This window comes from Lysobacter sp. FW306-1B-D06B (assembly GCF_038446665.1).
GTDB lineage: Bacteria > Pseudomonadota > Gammaproteobacteria > Xanthomonadales > Xanthomonadaceae > Lysobacter_J.
This window is the reverse complement of the sequence record NZ_CP151802.1, coordinates 3615419-3641148: the sequence shown is the minus strand read 5'-3', so window position 1 is coordinate 3641148 and position 25730 is coordinate 3615419. Positions and strand designations below refer to the sequence as shown.

At 68.4% G+C, this 25730-nt stretch carries 22 protein-coding genes; 12 read left to right on the top strand and 10 right to left on the bottom strand.

Going from position 1 to position 25730, the window contains the following annotated elements:
• Positions 1-208: 208 nt before the first annotated feature.
• Positions 209-1069: a pirin family protein gene (locus AAFF32_RS16875; RefSeq protein WP_216962661.1), complete on the bottom strand. Its 861-nt coding sequence runs from the start codon at positions 1067-1069 to the stop codon at positions 209-211.
• Positions 1070-1148: 79 nt separating this feature from the next.
• Positions 1149-1520, bottom strand: a complete 372-nt coding sequence (locus AAFF32_RS16870; protein ID WP_216962658.1) for a hypothetical protein — start codon at positions 1518-1520, stop codon at positions 1149-1151.
• Between the two features lie 131 nt (positions 1521-1651).
• Here AAFF32_RS16870 and AAFF32_RS16865 point away from each other — a divergent pair, with 131 nt between their 5' ends.
• Positions 1652-3223: a phospholipase D family protein gene (locus AAFF32_RS16865; protein WP_216962657.1), complete on the top strand. Its 1572-nt coding sequence runs from the start codon at positions 1652-1654 to the stop codon at positions 3221-3223.
• A 191-nt stretch (positions 3224-3414) separates the two neighbouring features.
• On the opposite strand, the gene AAFF32_RS16860 is transcribed toward AAFF32_RS16865, so the two are convergent.
• The gene (locus AAFF32_RS16860) at positions 3415-3948 is read right to left on the bottom strand and encodes a phosphoglycerate mutase family protein (protein WP_342315821.1); all 534 of its coding nucleotides are present in this window, start codon (positions 3946-3948) and stop codon (positions 3415-3417) included.
• 20 nt (positions 3949-3968) lie between these two features.
• Complete coding sequence (gene mfd, locus AAFF32_RS16855; RefSeq protein WP_342315819.1) at positions 3969-7448, bottom strand: transcription-repair coupling factor; 3480 nt, start codon at positions 7446-7448, stop codon at positions 3969-3971.
• A gap of 214 nt (positions 7449-7662) precedes the next feature.
• Between mfd and AAFF32_RS16850 the strand changes: the two genes are divergently transcribed.
• A complete protein-coding gene (locus AAFF32_RS16850; protein WP_342315818.1) occupies positions 7663-8127 on the top strand; it encodes a MarR family transcriptional regulator in 465 nt (154 codons plus the stop codon).
• Positions 8128-8241: 114 nt separating this feature from the next.
• Positions 8242-8667, top strand: coding sequence for an organic hydroperoxide resistance protein (locus AAFF32_RS16845; RefSeq protein WP_216962645.1), 426 nt, complete (start codon positions 8242-8244; stop codon positions 8665-8667).
• Between the two features lie 114 nt (positions 8668-8781).
• On the opposite strand, the gene AAFF32_RS16840 is transcribed toward AAFF32_RS16845, so the two are convergent.
• Positions 8782-9831, bottom strand: coding sequence for a class I SAM-dependent methyltransferase (locus tag AAFF32_RS16840; RefSeq protein WP_342315817.1), 1050 nt, complete (start codon positions 9829-9831; stop codon positions 8782-8784).
• A 105-nt stretch (positions 9832-9936) separates the two neighbouring features.
• Complete coding sequence (locus AAFF32_RS16835) at positions 9937-10491, bottom strand: GNAT family protein (RefSeq protein WP_216962628.1); 555 nt, start codon at positions 10489-10491, stop codon at positions 9937-9939.
• Between the two features lie 55 nt (positions 10492-10546).
• On the opposite strand from AAFF32_RS16835, the gene AAFF32_RS16830 reads away from it, so the two are divergent.
• Positions 10547-10897, top strand: coding sequence for an MmcQ/YjbR family DNA-binding protein (locus AAFF32_RS16830; protein WP_342315816.1), 351 nt, complete (start codon positions 10547-10549; stop codon positions 10895-10897).
• Positions 10898-11001: 104 nt separating this feature from the next.
• Entirely contained in the window at positions 11002-11916 is a 915-nt protein-coding gene (locus tag AAFF32_RS16825) for a cation diffusion facilitator family transporter (protein WP_216962622.1), read from the top strand.
• Positions 11917-12589: 673 nt separating this feature from the next.
• Here the strand turns inward: AAFF32_RS16825 and rlmJ are convergent.
• Entirely contained in the window at positions 12590-13450 is an 861-nt protein-coding gene (gene rlmJ / locus AAFF32_RS16820; protein ID WP_342315815.1) for a 23S rRNA (adenine(2030)-N(6))-methyltransferase RlmJ, read from the bottom strand.
• A 144-nt stretch (positions 13451-13594) separates the two neighbouring features.
• Here rlmJ and creB point away from each other — a divergent pair, with 144 nt between their 5' ends.
• The 5 genes from creB to AAFF32_RS16795 all read left to right on the top strand — a co-directional run bounded on the left by creB (position 13595) and on the right by AAFF32_RS16795 (position 18958).
• Positions 13595-14269, top strand: coding sequence for a two-component system response regulator CreB (creB, locus tag AAFF32_RS16815; RefSeq protein WP_216962617.1), 675 nt, complete (start codon positions 13595-13597; stop codon positions 14267-14269).
• Positions 14266-15699, top strand: a complete 1434-nt coding sequence (gene creC / locus AAFF32_RS16810) for a two-component system sensor histidine kinase CreC (protein WP_216962614.1) — start codon at positions 14266-14268, stop codon at positions 15697-15699. The genes creB and creC overlap by 4 nt, the downstream gene beginning before the upstream one ends.
• 297 nt (positions 15700-15996) lie before the next feature.
• A complete protein-coding gene (gene creD, locus AAFF32_RS16805; RefSeq protein ID WP_342315814.1) occupies positions 15997-17325 on the top strand; it encodes a cell envelope integrity protein CreD in 1329 nt (442 codons plus the stop codon).
• 89 nt (positions 17326-17414) lie between these two features.
• Positions 17415-18044, top strand: coding sequence for a GNAT family N-acetyltransferase (locus AAFF32_RS16800; protein WP_342315813.1), 630 nt, complete (start codon positions 17415-17417; stop codon positions 18042-18044).
• Positions 18041-18958, top strand: coding sequence for a carbon-nitrogen hydrolase family protein (locus AAFF32_RS16795; RefSeq protein ID WP_342315811.1), 918 nt, complete (start codon positions 18041-18043; stop codon positions 18956-18958). Before AAFF32_RS16800 ends, AAFF32_RS16795 begins: the two co-directional genes overlap by 4 nt.
• A gap of 827 nt (positions 18959-19785) precedes the next feature.
• On the opposite strand, the gene AAFF32_RS16790 is transcribed toward AAFF32_RS16795, so the two are convergent.
• A complete protein-coding gene (locus AAFF32_RS16790) occupies positions 19786-20349 on the bottom strand; it encodes a phosphatase PAP2 family protein (RefSeq protein WP_216962602.1) in 564 nt (187 codons plus the stop codon).
• Complete coding sequence (locus tag AAFF32_RS16785) at positions 20346-21512, bottom strand: glycosyltransferase family 1 protein (RefSeq protein WP_342315810.1); 1167 nt, start codon at positions 21510-21512, stop codon at positions 20346-20348. The genes AAFF32_RS16790 and AAFF32_RS16785 overlap by 4 nt, the downstream gene beginning before the upstream one ends.
• Before the next feature lie 216 nt (positions 21513-21728).
• Between AAFF32_RS16785 and AAFF32_RS16780 the strand changes: the two genes are divergently transcribed.
• Both AAFF32_RS16780 and mdoH read left to right on the top strand, forming a co-directional pair.
• Entirely contained in the window at positions 21729-23261 is a 1533-nt protein-coding gene (locus tag AAFF32_RS16780) for a glucan biosynthesis protein G (protein ID WP_342315809.1), read from the top strand.
• Positions 23262-23281: 20 nt separating this feature from the next.
• Positions 23282-25198, top strand: coding sequence for a glucans biosynthesis glucosyltransferase MdoH (mdoH, locus tag AAFF32_RS16775; RefSeq protein WP_342317300.1), 1917 nt, complete (start codon positions 23282-23284; stop codon positions 25196-25198).
• A 96-nt stretch (positions 25199-25294) separates the two neighbouring features.
• Here mdoH and AAFF32_RS16770 read toward each other — a convergent pair whose 3' ends face one another.
• On the bottom strand, positions 25295-25675 hold the full coding sequence (locus tag AAFF32_RS16770; RefSeq protein ID WP_342315807.1) for a hypothetical protein: 381 nt from the start codon (positions 25673-25675) through the stop codon (positions 25295-25297).
• Between the last annotated feature and the right edge of the window lie 55 nt (positions 25676-25730).

Below are 25730 nucleotides of genomic sequence, written 5' to 3'. Positions count from 1 at the left end.
CGACAAACCCCCTGTAGTCGTTACAACCCCTTGCAACGAAACAGCCCATGAGGCGGGCTGCGCTGACCGGCGAACCGTGACCGCTTCGGCCGATCTGGGTCGAACATAGTCCAGAAAACGGCACTTGACAAATAACCAGACTTAATAGGCAAACAGCCAGGCTTATGAGTCGGGGCCGATCATCCGCAAAGCCAATGGGTCGGGCCGGTCAGCGCTCGGGCAGGGGGATGAACTCGTCGTCGCCGGGCACCTTGCCGAAGCGTCCCTCCAGCCAGTCCTGCTTGGCCTGCTCGATCCGCTCCTTCGAGCTGGACACGAAGTTCCACCACAGGTGGCGCGGGCCGTCGAGCGGCTCGCCGCCCAGCAGCATCGCCTTCACGGGCGTGCGGGCGCGCAGTGTCGGCCGGGTGCCGGGGTCGAGCACGATCAGGTGCATGGCCGGGATGTCGGCGCCGTCGAGCTGGGCGTCGCCTTCCAGCACGTAGAGGGCGCGCTCGGGGTGGCTGTCGTCCAGGGCGAGTTCGGCGTCGGCGTCCAGGTCGATGGCGACATAGAGCGTGTCGGCGTACACGCGCACGGGCGATTCCTCGCCGTAGCCGCGCCCGGCCACCACGCGCAGCCAGCTGCCGTCGCGGCGTTGCTGCGGCAGGGTCGCGGCGGGGTGGTGGAAGAAGCCCGGGTCGGCTTCTTCGCTGCCGCGCGGCAGCGCGACCCAGGTCTGCATGCCGTGCAGCGGATGCTGGTGCTCGCGCAGCGTGCCCGGCGTGCGTTCGGAATGGGCGATGCCGCGGCCGGCGGTCATCCAGTTCACGTCGCCCGGGTTGATGTCCTGCAGGCTGCCGAGCGTGTCGCGGTGGGTGATCGTGCCCGACCACAGGAAGGTCACCGTCGCCAGCCCGATGTGCGGGTGCGGACGCACGTCGATGCCGCGCCCGACTTCGAACACCGCCGGCCCCATGTGATCGACGAACACGAACGGCCCGACCGATCGCGCCTGGATGCTCGGCACGGCGCGACGCACCTGGAACCCGCCGAGGTCGTGCACACGGGGGGAAACGATGAGGGTCATGGCGGGATCTCCGGAAGCGAGCGTGCGGTGAGGGTGTCACATCCCCGCGCGTCGTCGCATGTACCGCCGTGCGTCGCGCTCAGCGGGCGGCGTCGTTCACGCGCAGCGTCGCGGCCGGACGCGGACCCGGCGACAGCGCGAGCAGGGTCACGCGCCAGGCGCCGATGGCGCGCGGCTGTCCCAGTTCGGAGGCCTTGAGCACCACGTCGAGCACGGTGTCGGGCTTCTGGAAGCGCAGGCGCACGTCGGCGTCGCCGGCGTGCACGCACGTCACGTCCGGCGGGCAGCGCGAGTCGTTGACGGTGCCGATGTAGGTGATGCGTGCGTTCTCCGGAAGCGCCATGCGCTGGCCGGGGTGCAGGCGCGCCTCCACCGGAAGCGCGACCTTCGGAGCGCTGGCGCAGGCAGAGACGAGCAGGGCAATCAGGACGGGCGCGATGCGACGGGTCATCTGGAACGGGCAGGCAGGGAAGCTCGCGGGAGTCTAGCGGGTGCCCCGCATGGCGTCGTGATGCCATCGCGTGAAAACTTCGTTGCAGGTGCGTGGCTAGAATCGGACGCCATGGCCCATGCGGGATGCACATGACCCGGAAGCTGCGGTGGATCGGCATCGTCGTGCTGGTGCTGGTGGCGGCTTCGCTGCTGTCGGTCTACAGCTACGGCCGCTTCGCGCAACGCGCACGCGGCGCGCCCGTGCAGTCGATTCCCGCCGACCGCGTGGAGACCGCGCTGGATCGCGCCATCGCGCCGCTGGAGCAGGCGCATCCCGGGCAGGCCGGGCTGTCGCTGATCGCCGACAACCTGGACGCCTTCACCGTCCGCGCGGTCACTGCGCGCACCGCCGGGCGCAGCCTGGATCTGCAGTACTACATCTGGAAGCCGGACCTGACCGGCAATCTGATCGTGCACGAGGTCCTTGCCGCTGCCGACCGCGGCGTGCGCGTGCGGCTGCTGCTGGACGACCTGAATTCGCACGCGAAGGATTCCGTGCTGGCCGCGCTGGACCGCCACCCGAACATCGAGGTGCGCATGTTCAATCCATCGCGCGCCCGGCAGTCGTACTTCCTGCGCGGCGTGGAGATGCTGCTGCGGGTCTTCAGCCTCAACCGGCGCATGCACAACAAGGCATGGATCGCCGACGGCCGCGTCGCCGTGGTCGGCGGGCGCAACATCGGCGACGAGTATTTCGGCGCGGCCGAGGAATCCAACTTCCTTGATGCGGACCTTGCGGTGGTCGGTGAGCCCGTGCGCGAAACCGCGCGCATCTTCGACGCCTACTGGAACAGTGGGGCGGCGATTCCGCTGGCGCAGCTGGTGGATGCGGACGAGCTTTCGCTGCAGCGGCTGCGTCGCGTGGGAGCGCTGGAGTACCGCAACAAGGACGCCGAGCCCTACCTGGAGCAACTGGCGCGTTCGCCAAGCGTGCAGGCGTTGCTGCGCGGCAGTCGCGCGCCGCGCTGGACGCGCGAGGCGCACGTGGTGTCGGACCCTCCGGAAAAAGCCGAAGGCGCGCCGCGCAAGGGCGACTGGCTGATCGACGCGATCACCCCGACCGTGGCCGGGGCGAAGCGCGAGCTGTTCATCAGCTCGCCGTACTTCGTGCCCGGCGACGAAGGCGTGGCGTGGATGCTGCGCATGCGCGATCGCGGCGTGCGCGTGAGCGTGCTGACCAACTCGCTCGCGGCGACGGACGTCGCGGCGGTGCACGGCGGCTACGCGCCGTACCGCGCGCCGCTGCTGCGCGGCGGCGTCGAGCTGTACGAGCTGATGGCGCGCGGCCCCGGCGGCGGCGGGGGCAGCGGCCTGCTGGGCTCCTCGTCGAGCGAGGCCAGCCTGCATACCAAAGCTTTCATGGTGGACGGCGACGTGGGCTTCGTCGGCTCGGTGAATTTCGATCCGCGTTCGATCAACCTCAATACCGAGATGGGCATCGCGTTCACCGATCGCGAACTCACGCGCGAACTGCTGCGCATCTATGAGTGGAAGGTGAGCGCGAAGAACAGCTACCGCGTGTATCTGGAAAACGACGCGCTGCGCTGGGAGGACGGTTCGAAAGAGCCCCCGCGCGTGTGGACGCAGGAACCGGAGGCGGACTGGAAGCGGCGCACGATGGCCGCGGTGGTGCGGTGGTTGCCGGTGGAGTCGCAGTTGTAAGTGAGGTCACCGGACCAAGCGCAGCACCCATGCCCCTCTCCCCTCGGGAGAGGGGTTGGGGTGAGGGGTAACGGAGCATCAACGTGCGGAGCGCCGGTGCATCACCGCGCCGCGGGTTGTGCCTTGATGCTCCGTTACCCCTCATCCGCCCTCCGGGCACCTTCTCCCGAGGGGAGAAGGGAAACGCCGCGCTACTGGCGCCCGACTTCCAACACCGCGCGTCCCGACGCATCCACCCGCACCGTCGTCAGCCGGTCGTACTCCGCCTCGCTCATCGGCGCGACCTGGCAGGCGCACAGCGCGGCGGCGCTGTCCGGCACCGTGTTGCTGTGGCCGACGACCAGCACCGTCTGCCCCGCATGACGCTCGCGCAGCAGCGCGGCGAATTCGGTGGCCGGCTGCTTCGCGTCGTAGGTGATCAGCGGCAAGCCGTGCTCCTGCGCGGTCGGCGTCGCGGTCTGGCGCGTGCGCTGGAACGCGGTGGTGTACACCGCGATCACCGGCACCGGCGACAACCGCTGCGCGAGCGCCTGCGCGCGGGCGCGGCCGGCGTCGGTGAGCGGCGGGTCGTTGCTGCCGTCGGCCGCCTTCTCCGCATGGCGCACGAGGATGAAGGTCATCGCGGCGCCGGTTTCGACACGGGCAACGGAATCGGCGACGCGCGGCGAAGAAGCGCAGGCCGAAAGGAACAGCAGGCAGGAAAGGGCGGTGAGCGGCAGTTTCATGCCGCCCACCTTAGCCGACCTCACGCGGCCGGCTGAAGTGCCGTGAGGATGCCGCGCGCGGCCAGCACGCGCGACTGCGCATCGGGCAGTTCCAGCGCCATGCGCAACTTGTCCGGGCCTTCCATCCGGTAGAGCTTGGGCTGGCCCTGGATCAGCTTGATGATCGCCATCGGGTCGACGTTGGGTTTCTCGACGAAGTGCACGCGTCCACCCTTGTCGCCCAGGTCGAGTTTGCGGATGCCCAGCTGCGTCGCGCGAAGTTTCAGTTCGGCGATGGCGAACAGGTGCTTGGCGGCGTCGGGCAGAAGGCCGAAGCGGTCGATCATCTCCACCTGCAACTCGCGCAGTTCCTCCGTGTCGCGTGCGCCGCTGATGCGCTTGTACAGCGTCAGGCGCGTGTGCACGTCGGGCAGGTAGTCGTCGGGGATCAGCGAGGGCACGCGCAGTTCGACTTCGGCGCCGCGAACCTCGTGGCCGTCCACGTCGGGCAGCTTGCCCTGGCGGATCGAACGCACCGCGCGCTCCAGCAGTTCGGTGTAGAGGCTGAAGCCGACCTCGGCCATCTGTCCGCTTTGTTCCTCGCCGAGCAGTTCGCCGGCGCCGCGGATTTCCAGGTCGTGCGTGGCGAGCGTGAAGCCGGCGCCGAGTTCGTCCATCGCCGCGATCGCGTCCAACCGCTTGCGTGCGTCCTCGGTGATCGCCTTGCGATCGGGCACGACGAGGTAGGCGTAGGCACGGTGGTGCGAACGGCCGACGCGCCCGCGCAGCTGGTGCAGCTGCGCCAGGCCGAACTTGTCGGCACGGTTCATGATGATGGTGTTGGCGTTGGGGATGTCGATGCCCGACTCGATGATCGTCGTCGACAGCAGCACGTTGAAGCGCTGCTTGTGGAAGTCGAGCATCACCCGTTCCAGCTCGCGCTCGGGCATCTGGCCGTGGGCGATGCCGATGCGCGCCTCCGGCACCAGCTCCTGAAGCTGGCGCTGCATGCGCCCGATGCTTTCCACGTCGTTGTGCAGGAAGTACACCTGGCCGCCGCGCGAAAGCTCGCGCTGGAACGCCTCGCGCAGCTGCATGTCGTCCCACGGCACGACGAAGGTCTGCACCGCCAGGCGGTGCGCGGGCGGCGTGGCGATGATCGACAGGTCGCGCAGTCCGGCCATCGCCATGTTGAGCGTGCGCGGGATCGGCGTGGCGGTGAGCGTGAGCAGGTGGACGTTCGCGCGCAACGCCTTCAGTGCTTCCTTTTGGCGCACGCCGAAACGCTGTTCTTCGTCGACGATCACCGCGCCCAGGTCCTTGAAGCGCACGTCCGGCTGCAACAGGCGGTGCGTGCCGACGATCACGTCGATGCTGCCGTCGGCGACCTTGGTCAGTTCGGTCTCGATTTCCTTCTTGGTCTTGAAGCGCGAGAGCACTTCCACGCGGATCGGCCAGTCGGCGAAGCGGTCGCGGAAATTGCGGTAATGCTGTTCGGCCAGCAGCGTGGTCGGCACCAGTACGGCAACCTGCTTGCCGCTCATCGCGCTGACGAAGGCCGCGCGTACCGCGACCTCGGTCTTGCCGAAGCCAACGTCGCCGCAGACCACGCGGTCCATCGGCTGGCTCGAGGCGAGGTCGCGGATCACCGCTTCGATCGCCGAGTGCTGGTCCGGCGTCTCCTCGAACGGGAACGCCGCCGCGAACGGTTCGTACGCCGCGCGGTCCACGTCGATCGCCAGTCCCGCACGCGCCTGCCGCTTGGCCTGGATTTCCAGCAGTTCGGCGGCGACGTCGCGGACTTTCTCGGCGGCCTTGCGCTTGGCCTTCGCCCACTGCTCACCGCCGAGCGAATGCAGCGGCGCGGTTTCCTCAGATGCACCGGAATAGCGGTTGATCAGGTGCAGCTGCGCGACCGGCACGTACAGGCGGTCGCCCTTGGCGTACTCGATCTCCAGGTATTCGGCGGGCATGCCGCCGGCGTCGAGCGTGACCAGTCCGCGATAGCGGCCGACACCGTGGTCCTCGTGGACGATCGGTGCGCCTTCGGTGAGCTCGCCCAGGTCCTTGATGATCGCTTCCGGCTCGCGGCCGACGCGGCGGCGCCGGCGCGGCTGGCTGGCGCGCTCGGGGAAGAGCTGGCGTTCGGTGAGGACGGCCAGCGCGGGTTCGGTGATGGCGAAACCGTCTTCGAACGGCGCGACCGCGATCGCGAACCTGGGAAGCGCCTGCGCGGCCTGCGAGGGAAGAAAAGCATTCCAGTCGGCCAGTACATCGGGCTTCAGCGCCGCCGCCTGCAACAACTCCAGCAACGCCTCGCGACGCCCCGGCGAATCCGCCGCGATCAGCACGCGGCCCGGATAGCTCGACAGAAACGACTTCAAGGCATCGGCCGGCGCGTGGTCGCGCGCGGCGATCGGCAAGGCCGGCGCGGGTTGGTCGCCCAGTGCGCTCGCGCGTTTGCGCTGCGCATGGCCTTCGCCGCAGATCTCCACGCGCGTGGTCTCGTTGAGGCGCGCGCGCAGCGCATCGGGCGACAGGTACAGCGCGTCGGGCGGCAGCAGCGGGCGTTCGAGATCGTGGCGGCGTTGTTCGTAGCGCTCGCCGGTGTGGCTCCAGAATTGTTCGGCGGCCTCCATCGCGCCATCGGCGATGACGGGGAGCGTGTCCTTGGCGAGGTAGTCGAACAGCGTGGAGGTCGTGTCGAAGAACAGCGGCAGGTAGTACTCGATGCCGGGCGGCGCCAACCCCGCCTTGAGGTCCTGGTAGAGCGCGCTGCGGCGCGTGTCCAGATCGAAGCGGTCGCGCAGGGCATCGAGCGCGCGCTTGAGCGCGGCATCGCCCAGCGGCACTTCGCGGCCGGGCAACAGGTGGACGGCGTCGATCTTCTCCAGCGAACGCTGCGACTCGGGTTCGAACGCGCGGATCGTCTCGATCTCGTCGTCGAGCAGTTCGACGCGGAACGGCTGGTCGGCGCCCATCGGGTAGACATCCAACAGCCCGCCGCGCACCGCGAAGTCGCCCGGATCGAGCACCTGCGGCACGTGGCGATAACCGGCCGATTCCAGGCGCCGCTTTTCCGCATCCAGGTCCAGGCGCTGGCCGGTCTTCACATCGAAGCTGCCGCCGACCACGTGCTTGAGCGGCGCCAGCCGCTGCAGCAGCGTCTGCACCGGAACGATCACGATGCCGCGCTTGAGCGTGGGCAGGCGGTGCAGCGCGGCCAGGCGCTGGCTGACGATGTCCGGGTGCGGGCTGAAGAGGTCGTAGGGCAGCGTTTCCCAGTCGGGGAAGGTGACCACGGGCAGATCAGCCTGCGCACCGAGCAGGGTGTGCAGGTCCGATTCGAGCTGGTGCGCGCCGTGGTTGTCGCGCGCGACCACCAGCAGCGGCGCGTCGTGCGCGGCCGCGGCCGTGGCGATGTGGAACGCCAGCGCGGAGGGCGAGGCCGGAGCGCGCCACCAGGCGCGCTGGTGTCCGGACCGGGGCAGGGGAGGCGTCGGAATTGCGGACTTCGGCATCGGATCGGGATGGGGGCGGGGACGTGAAAAACGAGGGCAGCGCCGGAGGGCCGTGACCCCCCAGCGCAAAGAGGCCCGCATTTTACGGGACCGGCGGATGAAGACCCGGTTCCTGCATGACCTGCCTGAATCGGCGCGGCCGGATCGCATCGTTCCAGTGGCCGCGCTATTGATCGCTTGCAATTGAATAGCGCGCTATGTAAATTTTCGACCCATGAAGACCGCGACCGCCAAGGCCCCCAAAGCGAAGAACCTGCTGCATCTGGACGAGCAGCTGTGCTTCGCGCTGTATTCCACCGGGCTGGCGCTCAACAAGGTCTATCGCAAGCTGCTCTCGCCGCTGGGCCTGACCTACCCGCAATACCTGGTGATGCTGGTGCTGTGGGAGCGCGACGGCCTGAGCGTGTCGGAGATCGGCGAGAAGCTGTTCCTCGACTCGGCGACGTTGACGCCGCTGCTCAAGCGCCTGGAGGCGTCGGGTCTGGTGACGCGCACGCGCGCCAGCCGTGACGAGCGGCAGGTGATCGTCGAACTGAGCGAGGAGGGCCGGGCGTTGAAGGCGAAAGCCCGCGCGGTTCCGTCGGAACTGCTGTGCGCCTCGGAATGCACGCAGGACGAGATCGTCGCGATGAAGCACCAGCTCGAATCGCTGCGCGAGGCACTCGGCCGGAACGGCTGAGGCGGCGCGCGGCAAGGCAATCGCACCGTACAAGCGGCGCGCCGTTCGAGGGCGCGCCATGAGACCCGGCCGCAAGGCCACCCCGTCGTTGTCCCCCCAACCAGGAGTCTTCCCATGTCCCTCGATCAGGTCCTCTACACCGCCCACGCCACCTCCACCGGCGGCCGCGACGGCCGTTCCGTCTCGTCCGACAACGCGCTCGACGTCAAGCTCACCACGCCGCGCGAACTCGGCGGCGCCGGCGGCGAAGGCACCAATCCGGAGCAGCTGTTCGCGGCCGGCTACTCGGCCTGCTTCATCGGCGCGCTGAAGTTCGTCGCCGGCAAGGAGAAGATCGCGTTCCCGAACGACGCCAAGATCGACGCCGCCGTCGGCATCGGTCCGCTGCCGACCGGTTTCGGCATCCAGGCCGAGCTGAAGATCTCGCTGCCGGGCCTGCCGCGCGAGCAGGCCGAAGCGCTGGTGCAGAAGGCGCACCAGGTGTGCCCGTACTCCAACGCGACGCGCGGCAATATCGACGTCACCCTGACCGTCGTCTGATCGGTCGCGAGCGAAACGGCGAAGAAGCGCGGCGCGGGCGTCCTGCCCGCGCCACGCGTGCCCCCTCGCTACCCTGGGCGCGACATGCGTGCCCTTATTGCTGAGCGCGCGCCGTCAGGGCCGCGCTTCGAACACCAGATTGAACGGCGTCTGCGTCGCGCGGCGGAAACGCGTGAAGCCGGCGTCGGTCATCACCTGGCGCAGCCGCGCCTCGCCGGCCTGTGCGCCCAGTGCCGGCCCGTTGCGCGCCAGCGACACCGGCACGCAGATCTGCGACGACGCGCCGTAGTACACGCGTCCGACCGGATTGAGGTTCTCCGCCACGCTGTCGCCGGCGAACGGCTCCACCAGCATGCATGAGCCGTCGGACTTCAGCGCCTGCAGCGCATGGCGCGCGGCGCCGACCGGATCGCCCATGTCGTGCAGGCAATCGAAGAAGCAGATCAGGTCGAAGTCCTTTTCGGCGTAGCCCGTCGCGTCGGCGGTCTCGAACTTCGCGTTGCCCGCGCCGGCTTTGCGCGCACGTTCGCGCGCCACCTCGATCGACGGGGCGTGATAGTCGTAGCCGATGAAGGTCGATTCGGGGAACGCCTGCGCCATCAGCGTGGTGCTTGCGCCGTGTCCGCAGCCGACGTCGGCCGCCTTCGCCCCGGCACGCAGTTTGTCGACGACGCCGTCCAGCGCCGGTAACCATTCCATGATGAGGTGCGCGTTGTAGCCGGCGCGAAAGAAGCGCTCGGTGCCATGGAACAGGCAGGCGTGGTGCTCGCCCCATTCCATGCCCTTGCCGGTGCGGAAGTTTTCCTTCGTCCTCTCCAGCGCGTGGAACGTCGCTTCCACGATCGAATAGGCACCGGGCAGGTCGACCGGCCCGCCCGGGTCGGCCAGGCACAGCGCCTGCTCTGCGCTGAGCGAATAGGTGTCGCTGTCGCGGTCGTAGTCGACGTAGCCGCCCGCCGCCTGGTTGCCGAGCCACTCGCGGATGTAGCGCTCGTTCGTGCCGGTGCGTGTTGCCAGTTCGGCGGCGCTCATCGGCGAGGTGGCCAGCGCCCGATACAGGCCGAGCTGGTCGCCGACCAGCATGAGGGTCGCGCTGATCGCGGCGCCCAGGTCGCCTACCGCATGGCCCAGGAACTGATTCAGGCGCTCTTCGTTGATGCTCATGTGGAGCCCCCCGGCGGTGCTCGCCGTGGACGCGCGGTTCTGCCTGCCGCAAGGCCCCCCGGAGTCACCCCTTCGAACGGGCCGGCCCGTGCGCGCCCGCCAGGTTCAGGCCGCCTTGCTGCCCTTCAGGTCCAGGCGCACGCGGATGAGCCCGTTGGGCTCCTGCTGCACGCTGCGTTCGAAGCCCAGCGATTCGGCCAGCGAGAGCATGGCCTGGTTGTGTTCGAACACGTCGCCGTAGACGCAGTCCAGCTTCTTGCCGCGCGCCCATTTCACCAGCCGCGTCATCAGGTAGCGGCCCAGGCCCATGTTGGCGACGTAGTGGCTGACCAGGATGGCGAATTCCGCCTCCCGGCCGTTGTCGTCCACGGCAATGCGCGCCACCGCCCCGACCAGCGCCTCGCCGGGCGGCAGCGGCTCGGCCGCGACCAGGGCGAATTCGTTCTTCGGGTTGATGCGGGTCATTCGATCCGCCATTTCAGGCGACATCTCGTTCAGCGCGTACAGGAAGCGCTGGCGCACTTCCTCCGGCTGGAGCAGTGAGAAGCTGGCGCGAATCGGTTCTGCGTCTTCGGGGCGGATCGGACGTATCAGTACTTCGCGCCCGTTGGGAAGACGCATCCGTTCATGCCAGGGCGGGAGTCGTTCGCGCGCGGCCATGGATGGATATTGGCACACTTCCCGTATTCACATTCTTCACGGGGCGGGCGGGGCGATGGACGGAAGCAGACTGCAGGACTGGGTGGGGGGCTGGCCGGGGGTGGAGTCCTCGATCAAGTGGGAAAACGACCTGGTCTTCACCGTCGCGGGGAAGATGTTCTGCGTCGTCTGCGTGCAGGGAGAGGGCGTGGGCAGCCTGAGCTTCAAGGTCGAGGACGAGCGCTTTCTGGAGCTGACCGGCCGCCCCGGGTTCATCCCGGCGCCCTACCTGGCGCGGGCGCGCTGGGTCCAGATGCCCGATTCTTCGCGCGTCCCGGTGAAGGAATTGAAGGCCTTGCTGCGCCGCAGCTACGAGCTGGTCCGGGCGAAGCTGCCGAAGAAGACCCAGCGCGAGCTGGCCGACTGATCCTGTGCGCAGAGCCAGGCGCGTGCAGTCCCGGCGCGTCGCGCCCCGGTGCTAGACTCGCGCCGCCTTACGCACACTCATTCAACTCTTCAGGGAAAGACGGCATGGCCGGTGGTGGTGATTCGACCCGCGCGATCCTGTTCGCGCTCGGTGCCAACTTCGCGATCGCGGTCGCCAAGGGCGTGGCGGCGTTCTTCACCGGTTCCAGCGCGATGCTGGCCGAGACGGTCCACTCGCTGGCCGACTGCGGCAACCAGCTCCTGCTGCTGCTGGGCATGCGCCAGGCCAAGGCGCCGGCCTCGCCCGATTACCCGCTGGGTTACGGCAAGGCGATCTACTTCTGGTCGTTCCTGGTCGCGGTGATGCTGTTCACCGTCGGCGGCATGTTCTCGCTGTACGAAGGCATCCACAAACTCCAGCATCCCGAGCCGCTGAAGCAGTGGTGGTGGGCCGCCGGCGTGCTGGTGTTCGCCATCCTCGCCGAGAGCGTTTCGATGCGCGCCTGCCTGCAGGAAGTGAACAAGGCGCGCGGCGAGCGCGGCCTGTGGCGCTGGTTCCGCGAAAGCCGACAGGCCGAGCTGGTGGTGATCTTCGGCGAGGACCTGGCCGCGCTGCTGGGCCTGGTGTTCGCGCTGATCGCGGTGATGATGTCGGTGGTCACCGGCAATCCGCTGTGGGACGCGGTCGGCACCATCGCTATCGGCGCGCTGCTGATCGTGGTCGCGGTGTTCGTCGCCATCGAGGTGAAGGCGATGCTGATCGGCCAGAGCGTCGATCCGGCGCGCCAGCAGCAGATGCGCGAGTTCCTGCAGACGCGTCCGGAGATCGAGCGCATCATCAGTCTGATCACGCTGCAGTTGGGCAACGAGGTGCTGGTGTCGGTGCAGGCGCAGATGCGCGAGGAGCACGGGGTCAGCGGGCTGATCGACCAGATCAATTCGGTCGAGCGGGCGCTGAAGCAGTCGTTCCCGGAAGTGCGCTGGAGCTTCTTCGAGCCGGATCGGAAGTTGCAGGCGTAGTCACCTTCATCCCGGCGAAGGCCGGGATCCAGGCCCGCAGTGCGCGGGCACTCCGACAGCGGCGAACCACTTCACCGTCATTCCGGCGAAGGCCGGGATCCAGGCCCGCAGCGCGCGGGCACTCCGACAGCGGCGAACCACTTCACCGTCATCCCGGCGAAGGCCGGGATCCAGGCCTGCAGTGCGAGGGCACTCCGACGGCGGCGAACCACTTCACCGTCATCCCGGCGAAGGCCGGGATCCAGGCCCGCAGCGTGTGGGCACTCTTTGTGCGCCCAACACACGTCACCGTCATTCCCGCGAAGGCGGGGGCTTCTGGGCCGCCGCACGGCGGCACTCTCCAGGGACTTTCCACGCTTTCCCTGCCCACTCGAACAGCAACAACAAAGCTTCCGATCGGCTGCGCCGCTCGGGTCACTTTTCTTTGCTTGCCCAAAGAAAAGTAACCAAAAGAAAGGGCCTTCCTTGACACCCCAATCCCACGACCGGACGGAGCAAGGGCGCGTTCGCGATTCGCCATCCATGGCTCAGCGCTCACCGCCGCACATCCATGTGCGGCGCCCTTCGGGGCTAGGGACCTGAAAGGCTGTTCGACAGCAACAGCAACAGCAACAGCAACAGCAACAGCAACAAAGACAAGGAACAACAGCCAGCAAGCAACCGCCGTGCGCGACTACGCCCCCCGCACCAGCCACTCCAGCCTCCCCGCCGCGTCCGCGCTTTCACCCAGCACTTTCGCCAGCAGGGGCAGTACGCCGGCCAGGGTCTGGTCCAGTTGCCACGGCGGGTTGAGGATCAGCAAGCCGCTGCCGTTCATGCGCAGCGGGGAATCGTCGGCGCGCACCAGCAGTTCGGCGACGAACGAGGACTTCGCCGGCAATGTCGTCGCGCGACGGTAGAACGGTTGCAGCGAGCGGCGCAGCTTGATCGGGTACCACAGCACATACGTGCCCTGCGGCCAGCGGGCGAGGGCGTCGCGCAGTGCGCCCAGCGCGGTGTCGAACTCCTCCAGCTGCGCTTCGTAAGGCGGGTCGATCAGCACCAGCCCGCGGTTGTAGCGGGTCTCGCCGATGCGCGGCGGCAGCAGCGCCTTCATCGCGGCGTAGCCGTCGCGCTCGTGCACGGCCACGCGCGGATCGTGGGCGAACACCGAACGCAGCTGCCCGGCCTCTTCCGGCAGCAACTCGCACGCGGCGATGCGGTCCTGTTCGCGCAGCGCGTGGGCCAGCAGCCAGGGCGAGCCGGGATAGCTCGCCTGTCCGTGTTCGTGCCGACAGGCGCGCACGGCGGCCAGGTAACGGGTGATGGCCGGGTGCTTCGGGGCCTCCGCCAGCAAACGGCCGATGCCGCCTTCGGCCTCGCCCGTGCGTTGCGCCGAATTGCTGTCCAGCGCGTACAACCCGCGTCCGGCATGGGTGTCCAGCGCGAACGCCGCCGCCGGCTTCGCCGTCAGGGCATCGCACAGGGCGAGCACGGCGATGTGCTTGAGCACGTCGGCATGGTTGCCGGCGTGGAAGACGTGGCGGTAGTTCATGGGGCGTCCGGGATTCGGGATTCGGGATTGGGGATTCGATGGCTCGCGCAGCGCCCACCATCCAAGTTCGTTCGCGCAGAATAGTCCCCGCCGACCGTATCCCAAAGCACAAGCTCCCGAATCCCGAATCCCGAATCCCCAAGAATGCGCATCCTCCTCGTCGAAGACGAAGCCGCCATCGCCCAGATCGTGCTGCACGCGCTGCACGCGGAGGGGTTCGAGGCGATCCACTGCCTGACCGGCCGCGAGGCCCTGGCCGCGGCGCGTGCGCAGGACTTCGACCTGGCGGTGCTCGATGTCGGCCTGCCCGACATCGGCGGCTTCGCGTTGTGCCGTGAACTGCGCCGCGAGCGCGACCTGCCGGTGATCTTCCTCACCGCCCAGAATGCCGAAGCCGACCGCATCCTCGGCCTGGAGATCGGTGCCGACGACTACGTGACCAAGCCGTTCTCGCCGCGCGAGCTGGTCGCGCGCGTGCGCGTGGTGCTGCGCCGTCTCCAGCCGTCGCCGACCGCCGCGCCCGTCGACGCCGGATTCGTGCACGACGCCCAGGGGCACCGCATCCGTTACCGCGGCCGCGCGCTCGACCTCACGCGCTACGAATACGGCCTGCTCGCCGCGTTGCTGCAACGCCCGGGCGCGGTGCTCTCGCGCGCGCAACTGATGGACCGCGTGTGGGGCGATGCGCTGGAAAGCGGCGATCGCACCGTGGACACGCACATCAAGACGCTGCGCGCGAAGCTGCGCGATGTCGCGCCCGACGCCGATCCGATCCGCACGCACCGCGGACTGGGCTACTCGCTGGAGACCGCGGAATGAGGATCGCACTGCGGGTGTTCCTGGGCTACTTCGTCATCGTCGCGCTGGCCGGCTGGCTGCTGGCGCAGGTGTTCGTGGCCGAGGTGAAGCCGGGCGTGCGCCAGGCGATGGAAGACACGCTGGTCGACACGGCCAATGTCCTGGCCGAGCTGGCCACCGACGATTTCATCAAAGGCCGCATCGACGACGGCGACTTCGCCAAGCGCGTACGCGCGATGGCGCGGCGCGATTACGGCGCGCAGATATGGGGCTTCGGCAAGCGTTCCTCGCAGTACCGCATCTACGTCGCCGATGCGCGCGGCATCGTCGTGTTCGACAGCGACGGGCGCGATGTCGGCAAGGACTACTCGCGCTGGAACGATGTCTATCTCACGCTGCGCGGCCGCTACGGCGCGCGCTCCACGCGCAACGATTACGCCGATCCGAACTCCACCGTGATGCATGTCGCCGCGCCGATCCGCGACGTGGACGGGCGCATCGTCGGCGTGCTGACGGTCGCCAAGCCCAACCGCGCGATCGCGCCCTTCATCGAGCGCAGCCAGCGCGCCGTGTGGCGATGGGGCGCGGTGCTGCTGGGCGTGTCGCTGGTGATCGGACTGCTGGCGGCGTGGTGGCTGTCGAAGCAGTTGGGCGCATTGCGCCGCTACGCCAACGCCGTCACCGCCGGCGAGCGCGCCGCGCCGCCGCGCGCGGCGGGCGAGTTCGGCGAACTGGGCTCGGCGCTGGAAACCATGCGCGTGCGCCTGGAAGGCAAGCAGTACGTGGAGCAGTACGTGCACACGCTCACGCACGAGATGAAGAGCCCGCTGGCGGCGATCCGTGGCAGCGCGGAGCTGCTGGAGGGGCCGCTCGACGAACCCGACCGCGCGCGCTTCGTCGCCGCCATCCGCGCGCAGAGCGAGCGCCTGGCGCAGATGATCGACAAGATGCTGGCGCTGGCAGCGGTGGAGCATCGGCAACGGCTCGAACATCCCGAAGCGCTGTCGCTGTCGGGTGTCATCGCCGATGCCGCCGCGCAGTGCGACACGCGGCTGGCGCAGGCGGACCTCCGCCTCGATTTCGACCTGCCGGCCGGTCTGCCCGACGTGCGCGGTGATCGCTTCCTGCTGCGCCAGGCGGTGGTCAACCTGATCGAGAACGCCATCGACTTCGCACCGCGCGGCAGTGCGATCGAAGTGCAGCTGCGTGCTGATGGTGCGTCGCAATGTGTGGCGGTACGCGACCGCGGGCCGGGCATCCCCGATTACGCGGAAGGGCGGGTGTTCGAACGCTTCTATTCGCTGCCGCGCCCCGGCAACGGCAGTCGCAGCAGCGGGCTGGGCTTGCCGTTCGTGGCCGAGGTGGCCGCGTTGCATGGCGGCGAGGCGGTGCTGCACAACCGTGAGGGCGGCGGGGCGGTGGCGGAAATCAGGCTGCCGCCGGGCGAGTGATCTGACGAGGTCCGTCGAATTCACCGTCATCCCGGCGAAGGCCGCGGTGAGTCACCTCACCGTCATTCCGGCGAAAGCGGGGCTTTCGCGGGAATGACGTGAAGTTTCGGACGACGTGATGTCCCGGAGGGCGTGACAGCCTGGATCCCGGCCTTAGCCGGGATGACGGCTCCGGGCGGGTCTCTATCGGCCGACGCTTCCGCACGCCCGTGCGACTTCACCGTCGCCTCACACAAGCCCCATCGTCCCCACGCAACACGCGCGCAGCCTGTCGCCATTCCACGACAGGAGTTCACCATGCGCCTTGCCTTCAAGGTCGCCATCGTCGCGTTCATGACGATCGCGATCCTCATCCCGCTGAGCATGATCCGCGGCGTCATCCACGAGCGCGAGGAGTACCGCGCCGGCGCGGTCGCCGACATCGCCCGCAGCTATGGCGGTGCGCAGGCCTTTGCCGGGCCGGTGCTGGTGGTGCCCTACACCGAGACCGTCGAGGTCGAGGAAACCGACGCCAACAACGTTGTGCGCAAGGTCCGCCGCGCGAAGACGCGGCAATGGACGTTCTTCCCCACGACGCTGGACGTGGGCGGCCCCATGGTTCCCGACACGCGCAAGCGCGGCCTGCACGAAGTGCGTGTGTACGAGTGGAAGGGGCACGCCACGGCGCGCTTCGATGCCGTCATTCCCAACGAAGGCAATCCCGCCGATCGGCAGATCGGCCGTCCCTGGCTGAGCTACGGCATCGCCGACGTGCGCGGCCTGCGCGCCGCGCCCGTGTTGCGCATCAACGGCCGTGACGTCGCCTTGCAGGAAGGCATGGGCAGCCGTGAGGCGCCGGGCTTGCACGTGCGGCTCGATGCGCCGGTGCCCGGCCAGACGATCGCGCTGGACACGCAGCTGGACGTGCTGCTGGGCGGCACCGAATCCCTCGTGCTGGTGCCGCTGGGCAAGAACAACCGCTTCGAACTGGAGTCGACCTGGCGCCATCCCAGCTTCGCCGGCACGTCGCCGCGACACGACACCAGCGCGGACGGCTTCACCGCGAGCTGGGATATCGCCTCCGTCGCCAGCAACGCGCAGCGCAACTATGTCGAAGGCCTCGCGTCGCCGGAGATGGGCTTGGCGAACATGGACTCCGTCGGCGTGTCGCTGATCGATCCGGTGGACATCTACACGCAGGCCGATCGCGCGACCAAGTACGGCCTGCTGTTCGTGCTGCTCACCTTCGTCGGGTTCTTCTTCTTCGAGCTGATCAAGCAGTTGCCGATCCACCCGATCCAGTACGGCCTGGTCGGCCTGGCGCTGGCGATCTTCTTCCTGCTGCTGGTGAGCCTGAGCGAGCACGTGAAGTTCGTGTACGCCTACCTCGCCGCCAGCGTGGCGTGCATCGGGCTGCTGGGCTTCTACCTGAGCGCGGTGCTGCGCAGCCTGGCGCGCGGCCTGGGCTTCGCGGCGATGCTGACGACGCTGTACGCCGCGCTGTACGGATTGCTGGTCTCGGAGGACAACGCGCTGGTGTTGGGCGCGGGCCTGCTGTTCCTGGTGCTGGCCACGGTGATGGTGGTGACGCGCAGGATCGACTGGTACCAAGTGGCCGGTGCGCGCCCGGCGGTGCGTCAGGCATGAATGAACGCGGCCGTGGGCGAATCCAGCCCACGGCCGCTTCGTCATGCCCGCCGCCCATCCTCCGACCGGGGTCCCCTACCATGTACGTCATGGACGTCAAACCGCTCGACACCGCCCGCCCGCTCGACGTGCGCTGCTACAACGGCGCCGCGATCGAGCCCTGGCTCGGCCACCTGGCCGCGCTGCGCATCGCGGTGTTCCGCGACTGGCCGTACCTGTATGACGGCGACGAGGACTACGAGGCGCAGTACCTGAAGATCTACCTGCAATCGCCGCGCAGCGTGGCGGTGCTGGCCTTCGACGGCGATCTCGTCGTCGGCGCCTCCACCGGGTTGCCGCTGGCGGACGAATCGGAGGCGTTCACGCAAGCCTTCGCGCAGACGTCGATCAATCCGGCCGAAGTGTTCTATTGCGGCGAATCCGTGCTGCTGCCGCAGTACCGCGGTCGCGGCATCGGCCATCGCTTCTTCGACGAACGCGAAGCCCACGCGCGCAGTTATGGCGACTACGCGTGGACGGCGTTCTGCGCGGTCGATCGCGAACCCACGCACCCGCGTCGGCCGGCCTTCCAGCGCGGCAACGACGCGTTCTGGAACAAGCGCGGCTACCGTGCGCGCCCGGAACTGCGCGCCCGCCTGCCGTGGCGCGAAGTCGGGCAGGCCGGCGAGGTCGACCACACCCTCACTTTCTGGCTGCGGCCCCTGGAGCGCACCCGATGACTTCAACGCAGGACCGCCCGGCCACCGCACTCAAGGTGGCCGTGGCCAAGTACACGATCGACGCGCCGGCGGATTTCGACGCCTTCGCGCACAAGCAGGCGCAGTGGCTGGACGAAGCGCAGGCGCTGGGCGCGCGCATCGCGGTATTGCCCGAATACCTGTCGCTGGAACTGGCCGCCACGTTCGACGCGGCCACGCGCGGTGACTTGCATGCCTCGCTGGCGGCGACGCAGCGCTATCACGCAGACTGGATCGCGTTGTTCTCGCGCCTGGCGCGCGAGCGCGACCTGCATGTGGTTGCGGGCACGTTCCTGCTCGACACCGGGCGCGGCCGTTATCGCAACCGCAGCTACGCCTTCGCACCCGACGGCGCGCATGTGTGGCAGGACAAGCTGCGTCTGACCGGTTTCGAGAAAGGCACGGGCGTGATCGAATCGGGCGATGAGCTCAAGGTGTTCGAAACCGACGGCGTGCGCAGCGCGATCGCGGTCTGCTACGACAGCGAGTTCCCGCTGCCGGTGCGTGCGCAATGCGAGGCCGGCGCGCGGTTGCTGATCGTGCCCAGTTGCACCGACACCGACGCCGGTGCGACGCGCGTGCGCGTGGGCTGCCTGGCGCGCGCGCTGGAGAACCGGTGTTTCGTCGCGCAGGCGGTCACGGCCGGCGAAGCGCCGTGGAGTCCGGCGCTGGACGTCAACACGGGAGAGGCGGCGTTGATCGCGCCGATGGACGTGGGCCTGCCGCACGACGGGATGGTGGTGCAGACGCGCGGCGAGCAGCGCTGGGCGGTGGCGACGCTGGACTTCGCGGCGCTGGAAGCCAGCCGCTCGCATGCGCAGGTGGCGAACGATCGCGATTGGGCGGCGCAGTATTTTCCGAGCGTGGCGCGGGCAAGGGTGGTGCGGGCGGCGTAGGGGGTGTCTGGTGTCTGGCGTCTGGCCTCCGGCCTCTGACGTCGGCGCTTGGGCACGCCGGTGACGGCCCCTCATCACCGTCATTCCAGCGAAAGCTGGAATCCATTTTGATTTGGCTTTGGCAGGCTTCTCAAAGAAGGAAGCAACAACAAAGCTTCCGATCGGCTACGCCGCTCGGGTCACTTTTCTTTGCTTGCCCAAAGAAAAGTAACCAAAAGAAAGGGCAGTGGGCCCAGATCAATCCCACGACCGGACGGAGCAAGGGCGCGTTCGCGATTCGCCATCCATGGCTCAGCGCTCACCGCCGCACATCCATGTGCGGCGCCCTTCGGGGCTAGGGACCTGACAGGCTGTTCGACAGCAACAGCAACAGCAACAGCAACAGCAACAGCAACAGCAAATCCATCGTAGCCACAGCAAATCCACCGTCATCCCGGCGAAGGCCGGGACCCAGGCCCGTAAAGCACGGGCACTCCCTTTGCGGAAAACCACCTCACCGTCATTCCCGCGAAGGCGGGAATCCAGGGACTTTTCACGCTTTCCCGCTGCCTATGAACAGCAACAGCAAAATGGATTCCAGCGTCCGCTGGAATGACGAGAAGTGTCGGAAGGCGTGACAGCCTGGATCCCGGCCTTCGCAGGGATGACGGCTTCGGGTTGACGACCGCTAGGCTCACACACGCCCTCACGCCCGCACGCCCGCACGCCCGCACGCCCGCACGCCCTCACGCCCTCACGCCCTCACGCCCGCACGCCCACACGCCCACACGCCCACACGCCCACGCACTCACGCACTCACGCACTCACGCACTCGTTGCACGCACCCCTCAGAACAACGAAACCCCCGGCACCAGCCACAACGACACACCCGCCAGCGCGGTGCCGATCGCCGTCGCCGCAATCACATCGCTCGGGTAATGCAGCCCCAGCACCACGCGCGAGGCCGCCACGCTCGCGGTGAACGGCACCAGCACCCAGGCCAGCACCGGGTAGTGCGCGATGCCGACCAGGCTGAAAGCCACCGCATGCAGCGTGTGGCCCGACGGAAACGAGAACTCGTCCAGCGGCGCCACCCACGCGTGGATGCGCCGGTCCGAAGCGAACGGTCGCGGGCGGCGCGTCCAGCGCTTGAGCAGTTTGTAGAGCGTCAGCGCGATCACGCCGGTGGCGGCCAGGTGCGCGGAGGCGGCCAGTCCATCCAGGCCGTCCACCGCGATCAGCACGGCCATCAGCACGTACCAGAACACGCCGTCGCCGAGCCGGCTCACCGCGGCGAAGTACGAGCGCGAACGCCCGCGTTCGCCCCAGCGGTTCGCGCGCAGGCACCAGCCGGAGTCGCCTGCGGCCAGTCGGTCGTGAAGCGAGCGCTTGTGCAGGGAATGAAGTTTCATGACGCCTCCCGTTCGGCTGCGGTCGGGGTGAGGGTGTCGGCGCTGCGCGCGTCGATCAGTTGCTGCAGCAGTGCGTCGAAGTCCGCGCTGACCTGTTCCGGGCGCAGTGCAGCCACGGCCTGCCGCGCCGCCGTGCGCATCGTTTCGCGCGCGTTGTCGTCGGCGGCCAGGCGCACGCATGCGGCGACGAAGCCGGCTTCGTCGTGCGAGGCGATCGCCGCGCCGTGCACGCCGTCGCGCAGGTATTCGCGCGCGGCGCCGTAGTCGAACGCCACCGTCGGCACGCCGCTGGCGAGCGCTTCCAGCGTGACGTTGCCGAAGGTCTCGCTCAGGCTCGGGAACACGAACAGGTCGCCGCTGGCGAAATGCCGCGCCAGCGCTTCGCCGCGCTGCACGCGGCAGAAGAGGAAGTCGGGGTTGTCCTGTTCCAGCTTCGCCCGCGCCGGCCCGTCGCCGACCCACACGAAACGCGCATCCGGACGCACCGCCTGCAGCTGGCGGAATGCGCGCACGGCCAGCTCGAGGTTCTTTTCCGCGGCGATGCGGCCGACGTAGATCGCCACCAGCGTTTGCTCGCCCGCGCCCCACTGCGCGCGCAACGCGGCGCTGCGGCGCTGCGGATCGAACAGCGCCGTGTCCACCGCGCGCGGCAGACGGACGACGTTGTCGAAACGCTGGGCGCGCAGGAACTCGACCAGCTCGCGCGTGGGCACCAGCGTCGCATCGGCATGGTTGTGGAAGCGGCGCATCCAGCGCAGCGCGGTGCCGGCGAGGAAGCCGGCGCCGTAGTCGCGCATGTATTCGTCGAAGCGGGTGTGGAAGCCGCTCGCGGCGGGAATGCCGAGCCGGCGAGCCGCGCGCAACGCCGACCAGCCCAGCGGACCTTCCGTGGCGACGTACACCGCATCCGGTCGCGCGGCGCGCCACGCGTCCCGAATGCGTCCGCCCGCCGGCAGTCCCAGGCGCAAGCCCGGGTAGCGCGGCAGCGGCGCACCACGCACCAGCACCTCGTGCGCGGCGGCGCGGTCGCTCGCGCCCTGCCGGGGACGGATGAGCTGGACCTCGTGGCCGCGCGTCCTCAGTCCCTGTTCCAGTCCCTGGACGGTGAGGGCGACCCCGTTGATCTCCGGCGGGTACGTTTCGCTGACGATCGCATAGCGCATGCGCGGCTCCCGGTTTGCGCAAGGTTGAGCCGCGGCGGTGTACCGGCGATGGCAGCGGGATGACGCGCGGATGACGCGGCTGTCCGCAAACCGGGACTGAAAACGGTTACCCGGTGTGACGGGAGTGAAAACCCGGCGTCAATGGCCGTCCGTGTCGATCCGATTAACGAATCCCTCCCTAGAATGAATCGCTTTGACATCGCCCAAGGAGTGCGCGTGCACCGACGCGAAGTGTTGCTGGCCGGTCTGTCCTGGCCCGTGTGGTCGTTGTTGGGAGGCGCGCAGGCGCACGCGTGGGCGCCGTCGGGCGCCGCGAGCGCGTTCGATGCCGATACCGTCGCCGGCATGGCGCGGGCCCTGGCGGCCAAACCGTTCGTGCCGCAGAGCAAGCAGCTGCCGGCTTCGCTGGAACGCATCGGCTACGACCAGTACCGCAGCATCCGCTTCAACCCGGCGCAGGCGTTGTGGCGCAGCGAGGGGCTGCCGTTCCAGGCACAGTTCTTCCACCGCGGCTTCTTCTTCCGCGACCGCGTGGACATCTACCAGGTGGCCGAAGGCAAGGCGACGCCGGTCGTCTACAAACCGTCGCAGTTCACCTTCCAGGGCGTGAAGGCGCCGACCGAGACCGACCTGGGCTACGCCGGCTTCCGCCTGCATGCCCCGATCAACCGGCCGGAGTATTTCGACGAGATCGCCGCCTTCCTGGGCGCCAGCTACTTCCGCGCCGTCGCCAAGGGCCAGGCCTATGGGCTGTCGGCGCGCGGGCTGGCGTTGAAGACCGGCGGGACGCAGGAGGAATTCCCGGTGTTCCGCGCGTTCTGGCTGGAGCGCCCGGCGCCCGGCGCGAAGCAGATCACCGTGCATGCGTTGCTGGACAGCCCCAGCGTCGCCGGCGCGTACCGCTTCACCATCACGCCGGGCGAGCAGACGGTGTTCGACGCCTCCGCGCGCATCTTCCCGCGCGTGCCGCTGGACGAGGTGGGCATCGCGCCGCTGACGAGCATGTTCCAGTTCGATTCCAACGACCGCGTCGGCATCGACGACTACCGCCCGGCGGTGCACGACTCCGACGGCGTGGGCATGGTCAACGGTCGCGGTGAACAGATCTGGCGGCCGTTGCAGAATCCTTCGACGGTGCAGGAAAGCGCCTTCGAGGACACCAACCCGCGCGGCTTCGGCCTGATGCAGCGCAAGCGCACGTTCGCCGACTACGCCGACAGCGAAGCGCATTACGAGAAGCGCCCGAGCCTGTGGATCGAACCGCAGGGCGAGTGGGGCGACGGCGCCGTGCACCTGTTCGAGCTGCCGACGGCGGACGAATTCCACGACAACATCGTCGCCTTCTGGCGCCCGAAGCAGCCGCTGGCCGCCGGCCGCGAGCACCGTTTCGATTACCGAATGCACTGGTGCGACCAGCACAGCTGGAAGCCGGAACTCGCCACCGTGGCGCGCACGCGCATCGGCGGGCTGACCTTCGGTGAGAACACCGGCAAGGCGAGGCTGGTGGTGATCGACTTCGACGGCGGCCGCCTGGCGGGCCTGGGCGACAACGCCAAGGTGCGCGCGGACGTGACCGCGTCGAAGGGGAAGATCGCTAACGTCACCGCGCATCCGAACCCGGGCGCGGGCGGCTGGCGACTGGGCTTCGAACTGGTCCCGGGCGAGGAACGCAGCATCGAGTTGCGCGCGGTGCTCGGCGACGAACGCGGCCCGCTCACTGAAACCTGGCTTTATCGGTGGACCCTGTGACCGAAGTTCACGTTCCGCCGGTGGTGACGATTCCCGTGGGCGGCGACGCCTCGCCGTGGCTGCCGCCCGAAGCGCCGCTGACGATGCCGGTGCAGACGCTGCGTGCAGGCGCGCTGCAAAACGCATCGCTGCCGACGACGCCGCGCGCCATGACGCTGCGGCGCACGGCGGTGATCGGCGGCGCCGCACTGCTCACGCTGATCGCCACCTACCAGATCTGGTGGGTGTTGCGCGGCGGCGGCATCGACATTCTGGAAGGCATCCTGCTGGTGCTGTTCGTCGGGCTGTTCGCGTGGATCGCGCAGGCGTTCGTCGGCGCACTGGCCGGTTTCGTGCTGATCGTCGGCCGTCACCGCGCGCGATTGGGCCTGGAATCGGCGCAGGCGCTGCCGCGGCTGGGCACGCGCACGGCGCTGCTGATGCCCACCTACAACGAAGACCCCGAGCGCCTGCTCGCGGGCCTTCAGGCCATCTACGAATCGGTGCAGGCCACCGGTCAGATGTCGCAGTTCGATTTCTTCGTGCTCAGCGACACGACGCGCGCGGACATCCGCGCACACGAGGAACGCGCCTTCGCCGCGCTGCGCGAGCGCATCGGCGGCGGCGCCAACGTGTTCTACCGGCTGCGTATCGACAATCGCGAGCGCAAGGCCGGCAACATCGCCGAGTGGGTGCGGCGCTTTGGCGGCGCGTATCCGCAGATGCTGATCCTGGACGCCGACAGCTTGATGACCGGCGACACCATCGTGCGCCTGGTCGGTGCGATGGAGCGCAATCCCGACGTCGCATTGGTGCAAACGCTGCCGATGATCGTCAATGGCAACACGTTGTTCGCGCGCATGCAGCAGTTCGCCGGGCGCGTGTACGGGCCGGTGATCGCGCACGGCATCGCGTGGTGGCACGGTTCGGAGAGCAATTACTGGGGCCATAACGCGATCATCCGCACGCGCGCCTTCGCCGATGAGGGCGGCCTTCCGGAACTGCTCGGTCCCCGGCCGTTCCGCGGCACGGTGCTGAGCCACGATTTCGTCGAAGCGGCGTTGATGCGTCGCGGTGGCTGGGCGCTGCACATGGTGCCCAACCTCGGCGGCAGCTACGAGGAAGGCCCGCCCTCGCTCACCGACATGCTCGTGCGCGACCGCCGCTGGTGCCAGGGCAACCTGCAGCACGGCGCGGTGCTGCCGGCGAAGGGACTGCACTGGGTCAGCCGCTGGCACCTGATGATGGGCATCGGCCATTACTTCACGTCGCCCATGTGGGCGATGCTGATGCTCGTCGGCCTGGCGATCCCGCTGTACAAGGCGGGGCTGGGACTGGAGATGTTCACGCTGCCGGGCTTTTCGCCGTCGGCCTACTGGCGCGAGCAGGATCCGGAACGCTTCCTGTGGGTGTTCATCCTCACCATGTCGGTGCTGCTGGCGCCGAAGTTCATGGGCTGGCTCACGCTGTTCTTCGACCGCGACACGCGGCGCGGATGCGGCGGCATGGTGCGCTCGTTCCTGAGCATGCTGCTGGAAACGCTGCTGGCCGCGCTGATGGCGCCGGTGACGATGTACGTGCAGTCGCGCGGCGTGGCCGAGGTGCTGGCCGGCAAGGACTCCGGCTGGGACGCGCAGCGTCGCGACGACGGCACGCTGCCGCTGTCGGGCCTGGTGCGCAGCTACGGCGGCGTGACCGTGCTGGGCGTGATCGCCGGCGTGATGGCGTACCTGATCTCGCCGTCGCTGGCGGCGTGGATGGCACCGGTGATCCTCGGCCTGCTGCTGTCGATTCCGATCGTGGCGTTCACCTCCGCACGCGGGCCGGGTTTGTTCCTGCGCCGCATGAAGATCTTCTCGATCCCGGAGGAGCACACTCCGCCGACGGTGCTGGTGCGCGCGGCGGAATTGCGCGCGCTGCCGGCGGAGCATGTGGTGCCGCCGGAGCCGCATCTTTGAGCGCCTGCTGTTCCCGCGAACGGCGCCCATAGAGGCGCGGTACTGAAATGCAAAAGGCGACCTTTCGGTCGCCTTTTGCTGTCTGCCGGCGGTAGGTTACTGGAGCACCAATATCTGCACCGACTCCGAGTCTCCCCAGATGTTGCATTCGCCAGTGCCGTAGATGGTCACCGACTTTCCACTCGCCTGCGCCGACAGGAGGCCGGCAAGTTGCGCCTTGCCGGAGGCGTCGTTCGTATTGATGGCGAATCGTCTGGCCGTGTTGCACGCAGCAGGGGTCGCAATCTGCGCGGGAACGACGAGTACTGCTCCGATCGGCATGAAGAGAACCTGGTTGATCGACCCCTGAGAAGATCCGGCCGCGTAGGCGGGCAGAGAAGATGCCAGCACGAGCATCGACAGAAGTCCTGCCGCAATCTTGCGCTTGGCCAGCGAATTCTTGCGGGAGATGTTCGAAGCAGAGATTTGGTTGTTCATCCTTTTTCACCTTTATGTTGTTTCTGCAGACAAGCAGATGGCGCTAGGCCCGTGG

Coding starts and splice junctions, on each gene's coding strand:
- AAFF32_RS16860 (WP_342315821.1), bottom strand. CDS start 3,948: ATGAAACTGCCGCTCACCGCCCTTTCCTGCCTGCTGTTCCTTTCGGCC.
- AAFF32_RS16785 (WP_342315810.1), bottom strand. CDS start 21,512: ATGCGCTATGCGATCGTCAGCGAAACGTACCCGCCGGAGATCAACGGG.
- AAFF32_RS16770 (WP_342315807.1), bottom strand. CDS start 25,675: ATGAACAACCAAATCTCTGCTTCGAACATCTCCCGCAAGAATTCGCTG.
- AAFF32_RS16830 (WP_342315816.1), top strand. CDS start 10,547: ATGGACGGAAGCAGACTGCAGGACTGGGTGGGGGGCTGGCCGGGGGTG.
- AAFF32_RS16875 (WP_216962661.1), bottom strand. CDS start 1,069: ATGACCCTCATCGTTTCCCCCCGTGTGCACGACCTCGGCGGGTTCCAG.
- AAFF32_RS16870 (WP_216962658.1), bottom strand. CDS start 1,520: ATGACCCGTCGCATCGCGCCCGTCCTGATTGCCCTGCTCGTCTCTGCC.
- mfd (WP_342315819.1), bottom strand. CDS start 7,448: ATGCCGAAGTCCGCAATTCCGACGCCTCCCCTGCCCCGGTCCGGACAC.
- AAFF32_RS16840 (WP_342315817.1), bottom strand. CDS start 9,831: ATGAGCATCAACGAAGAGCGCCTGAATCAGTTCCTGGGCCATGCGGTA.
- creC (WP_216962614.1), top strand. CDS start 14,266: ATGAGGATCGCACTGCGGGTGTTCCTGGGCTACTTCGTCATCGTCGCG.
- AAFF32_RS16865 (WP_216962657.1), top strand. CDS start 1,652: ATGACCCGGAAGCTGCGGTGGATCGGCATCGTCGTGCTGGTGCTGGTG.
- AAFF32_RS16845 (WP_216962645.1), top strand. CDS start 8,242: ATGTCCCTCGATCAGGTCCTCTACACCGCCCACGCCACCTCCACCGGC.
- AAFF32_RS16790 (WP_216962602.1), bottom strand. CDS start 20,349: ATGAAACTTCATTCCCTGCACAAGCGCTCGCTTCACGACCGACTGGCC.
- creD (WP_342315814.1), top strand. CDS start 15,997: ATGCGCCTTGCCTTCAAGGTCGCCATCGTCGCGTTCATGACGATCGCG.
- AAFF32_RS16795 (WP_342315811.1), top strand. CDS start 18,041: ATGACTTCAACGCAGGACCGCCCGGCCACCGCACTCAAGGTGGCCGTG.
- AAFF32_RS16850 (WP_342315818.1), top strand. CDS start 7,663: ATGAAGACCGCGACCGCCAAGGCCCCCAAAGCGAAGAACCTGCTGCAT.
- AAFF32_RS16835 (WP_216962628.1), bottom strand. CDS start 10,491: ATGGCCGCGCGCGAACGACTCCCGCCCTGGCATGAACGGATGCGTCTT.
- creB (WP_216962617.1), top strand. CDS start 13,595: ATGCGCATCCTCCTCGTCGAAGACGAAGCCGCCATCGCCCAGATCGTG.
- AAFF32_RS16825 (WP_216962622.1), top strand. CDS start 11,002: ATGGCCGGTGGTGGTGATTCGACCCGCGCGATCCTGTTCGCGCTCGGT.
- rlmJ (WP_342315815.1), bottom strand. CDS start 13,450: ATGAACTACCGCCACGTCTTCCACGCCGGCAACCATGCCGACGTGCTC.
- AAFF32_RS16800 (WP_342315813.1), top strand. CDS start 17,415: ATGGACGTCAAACCGCTCGACACCGCCCGCCCGCTCGACGTGCGCTGC.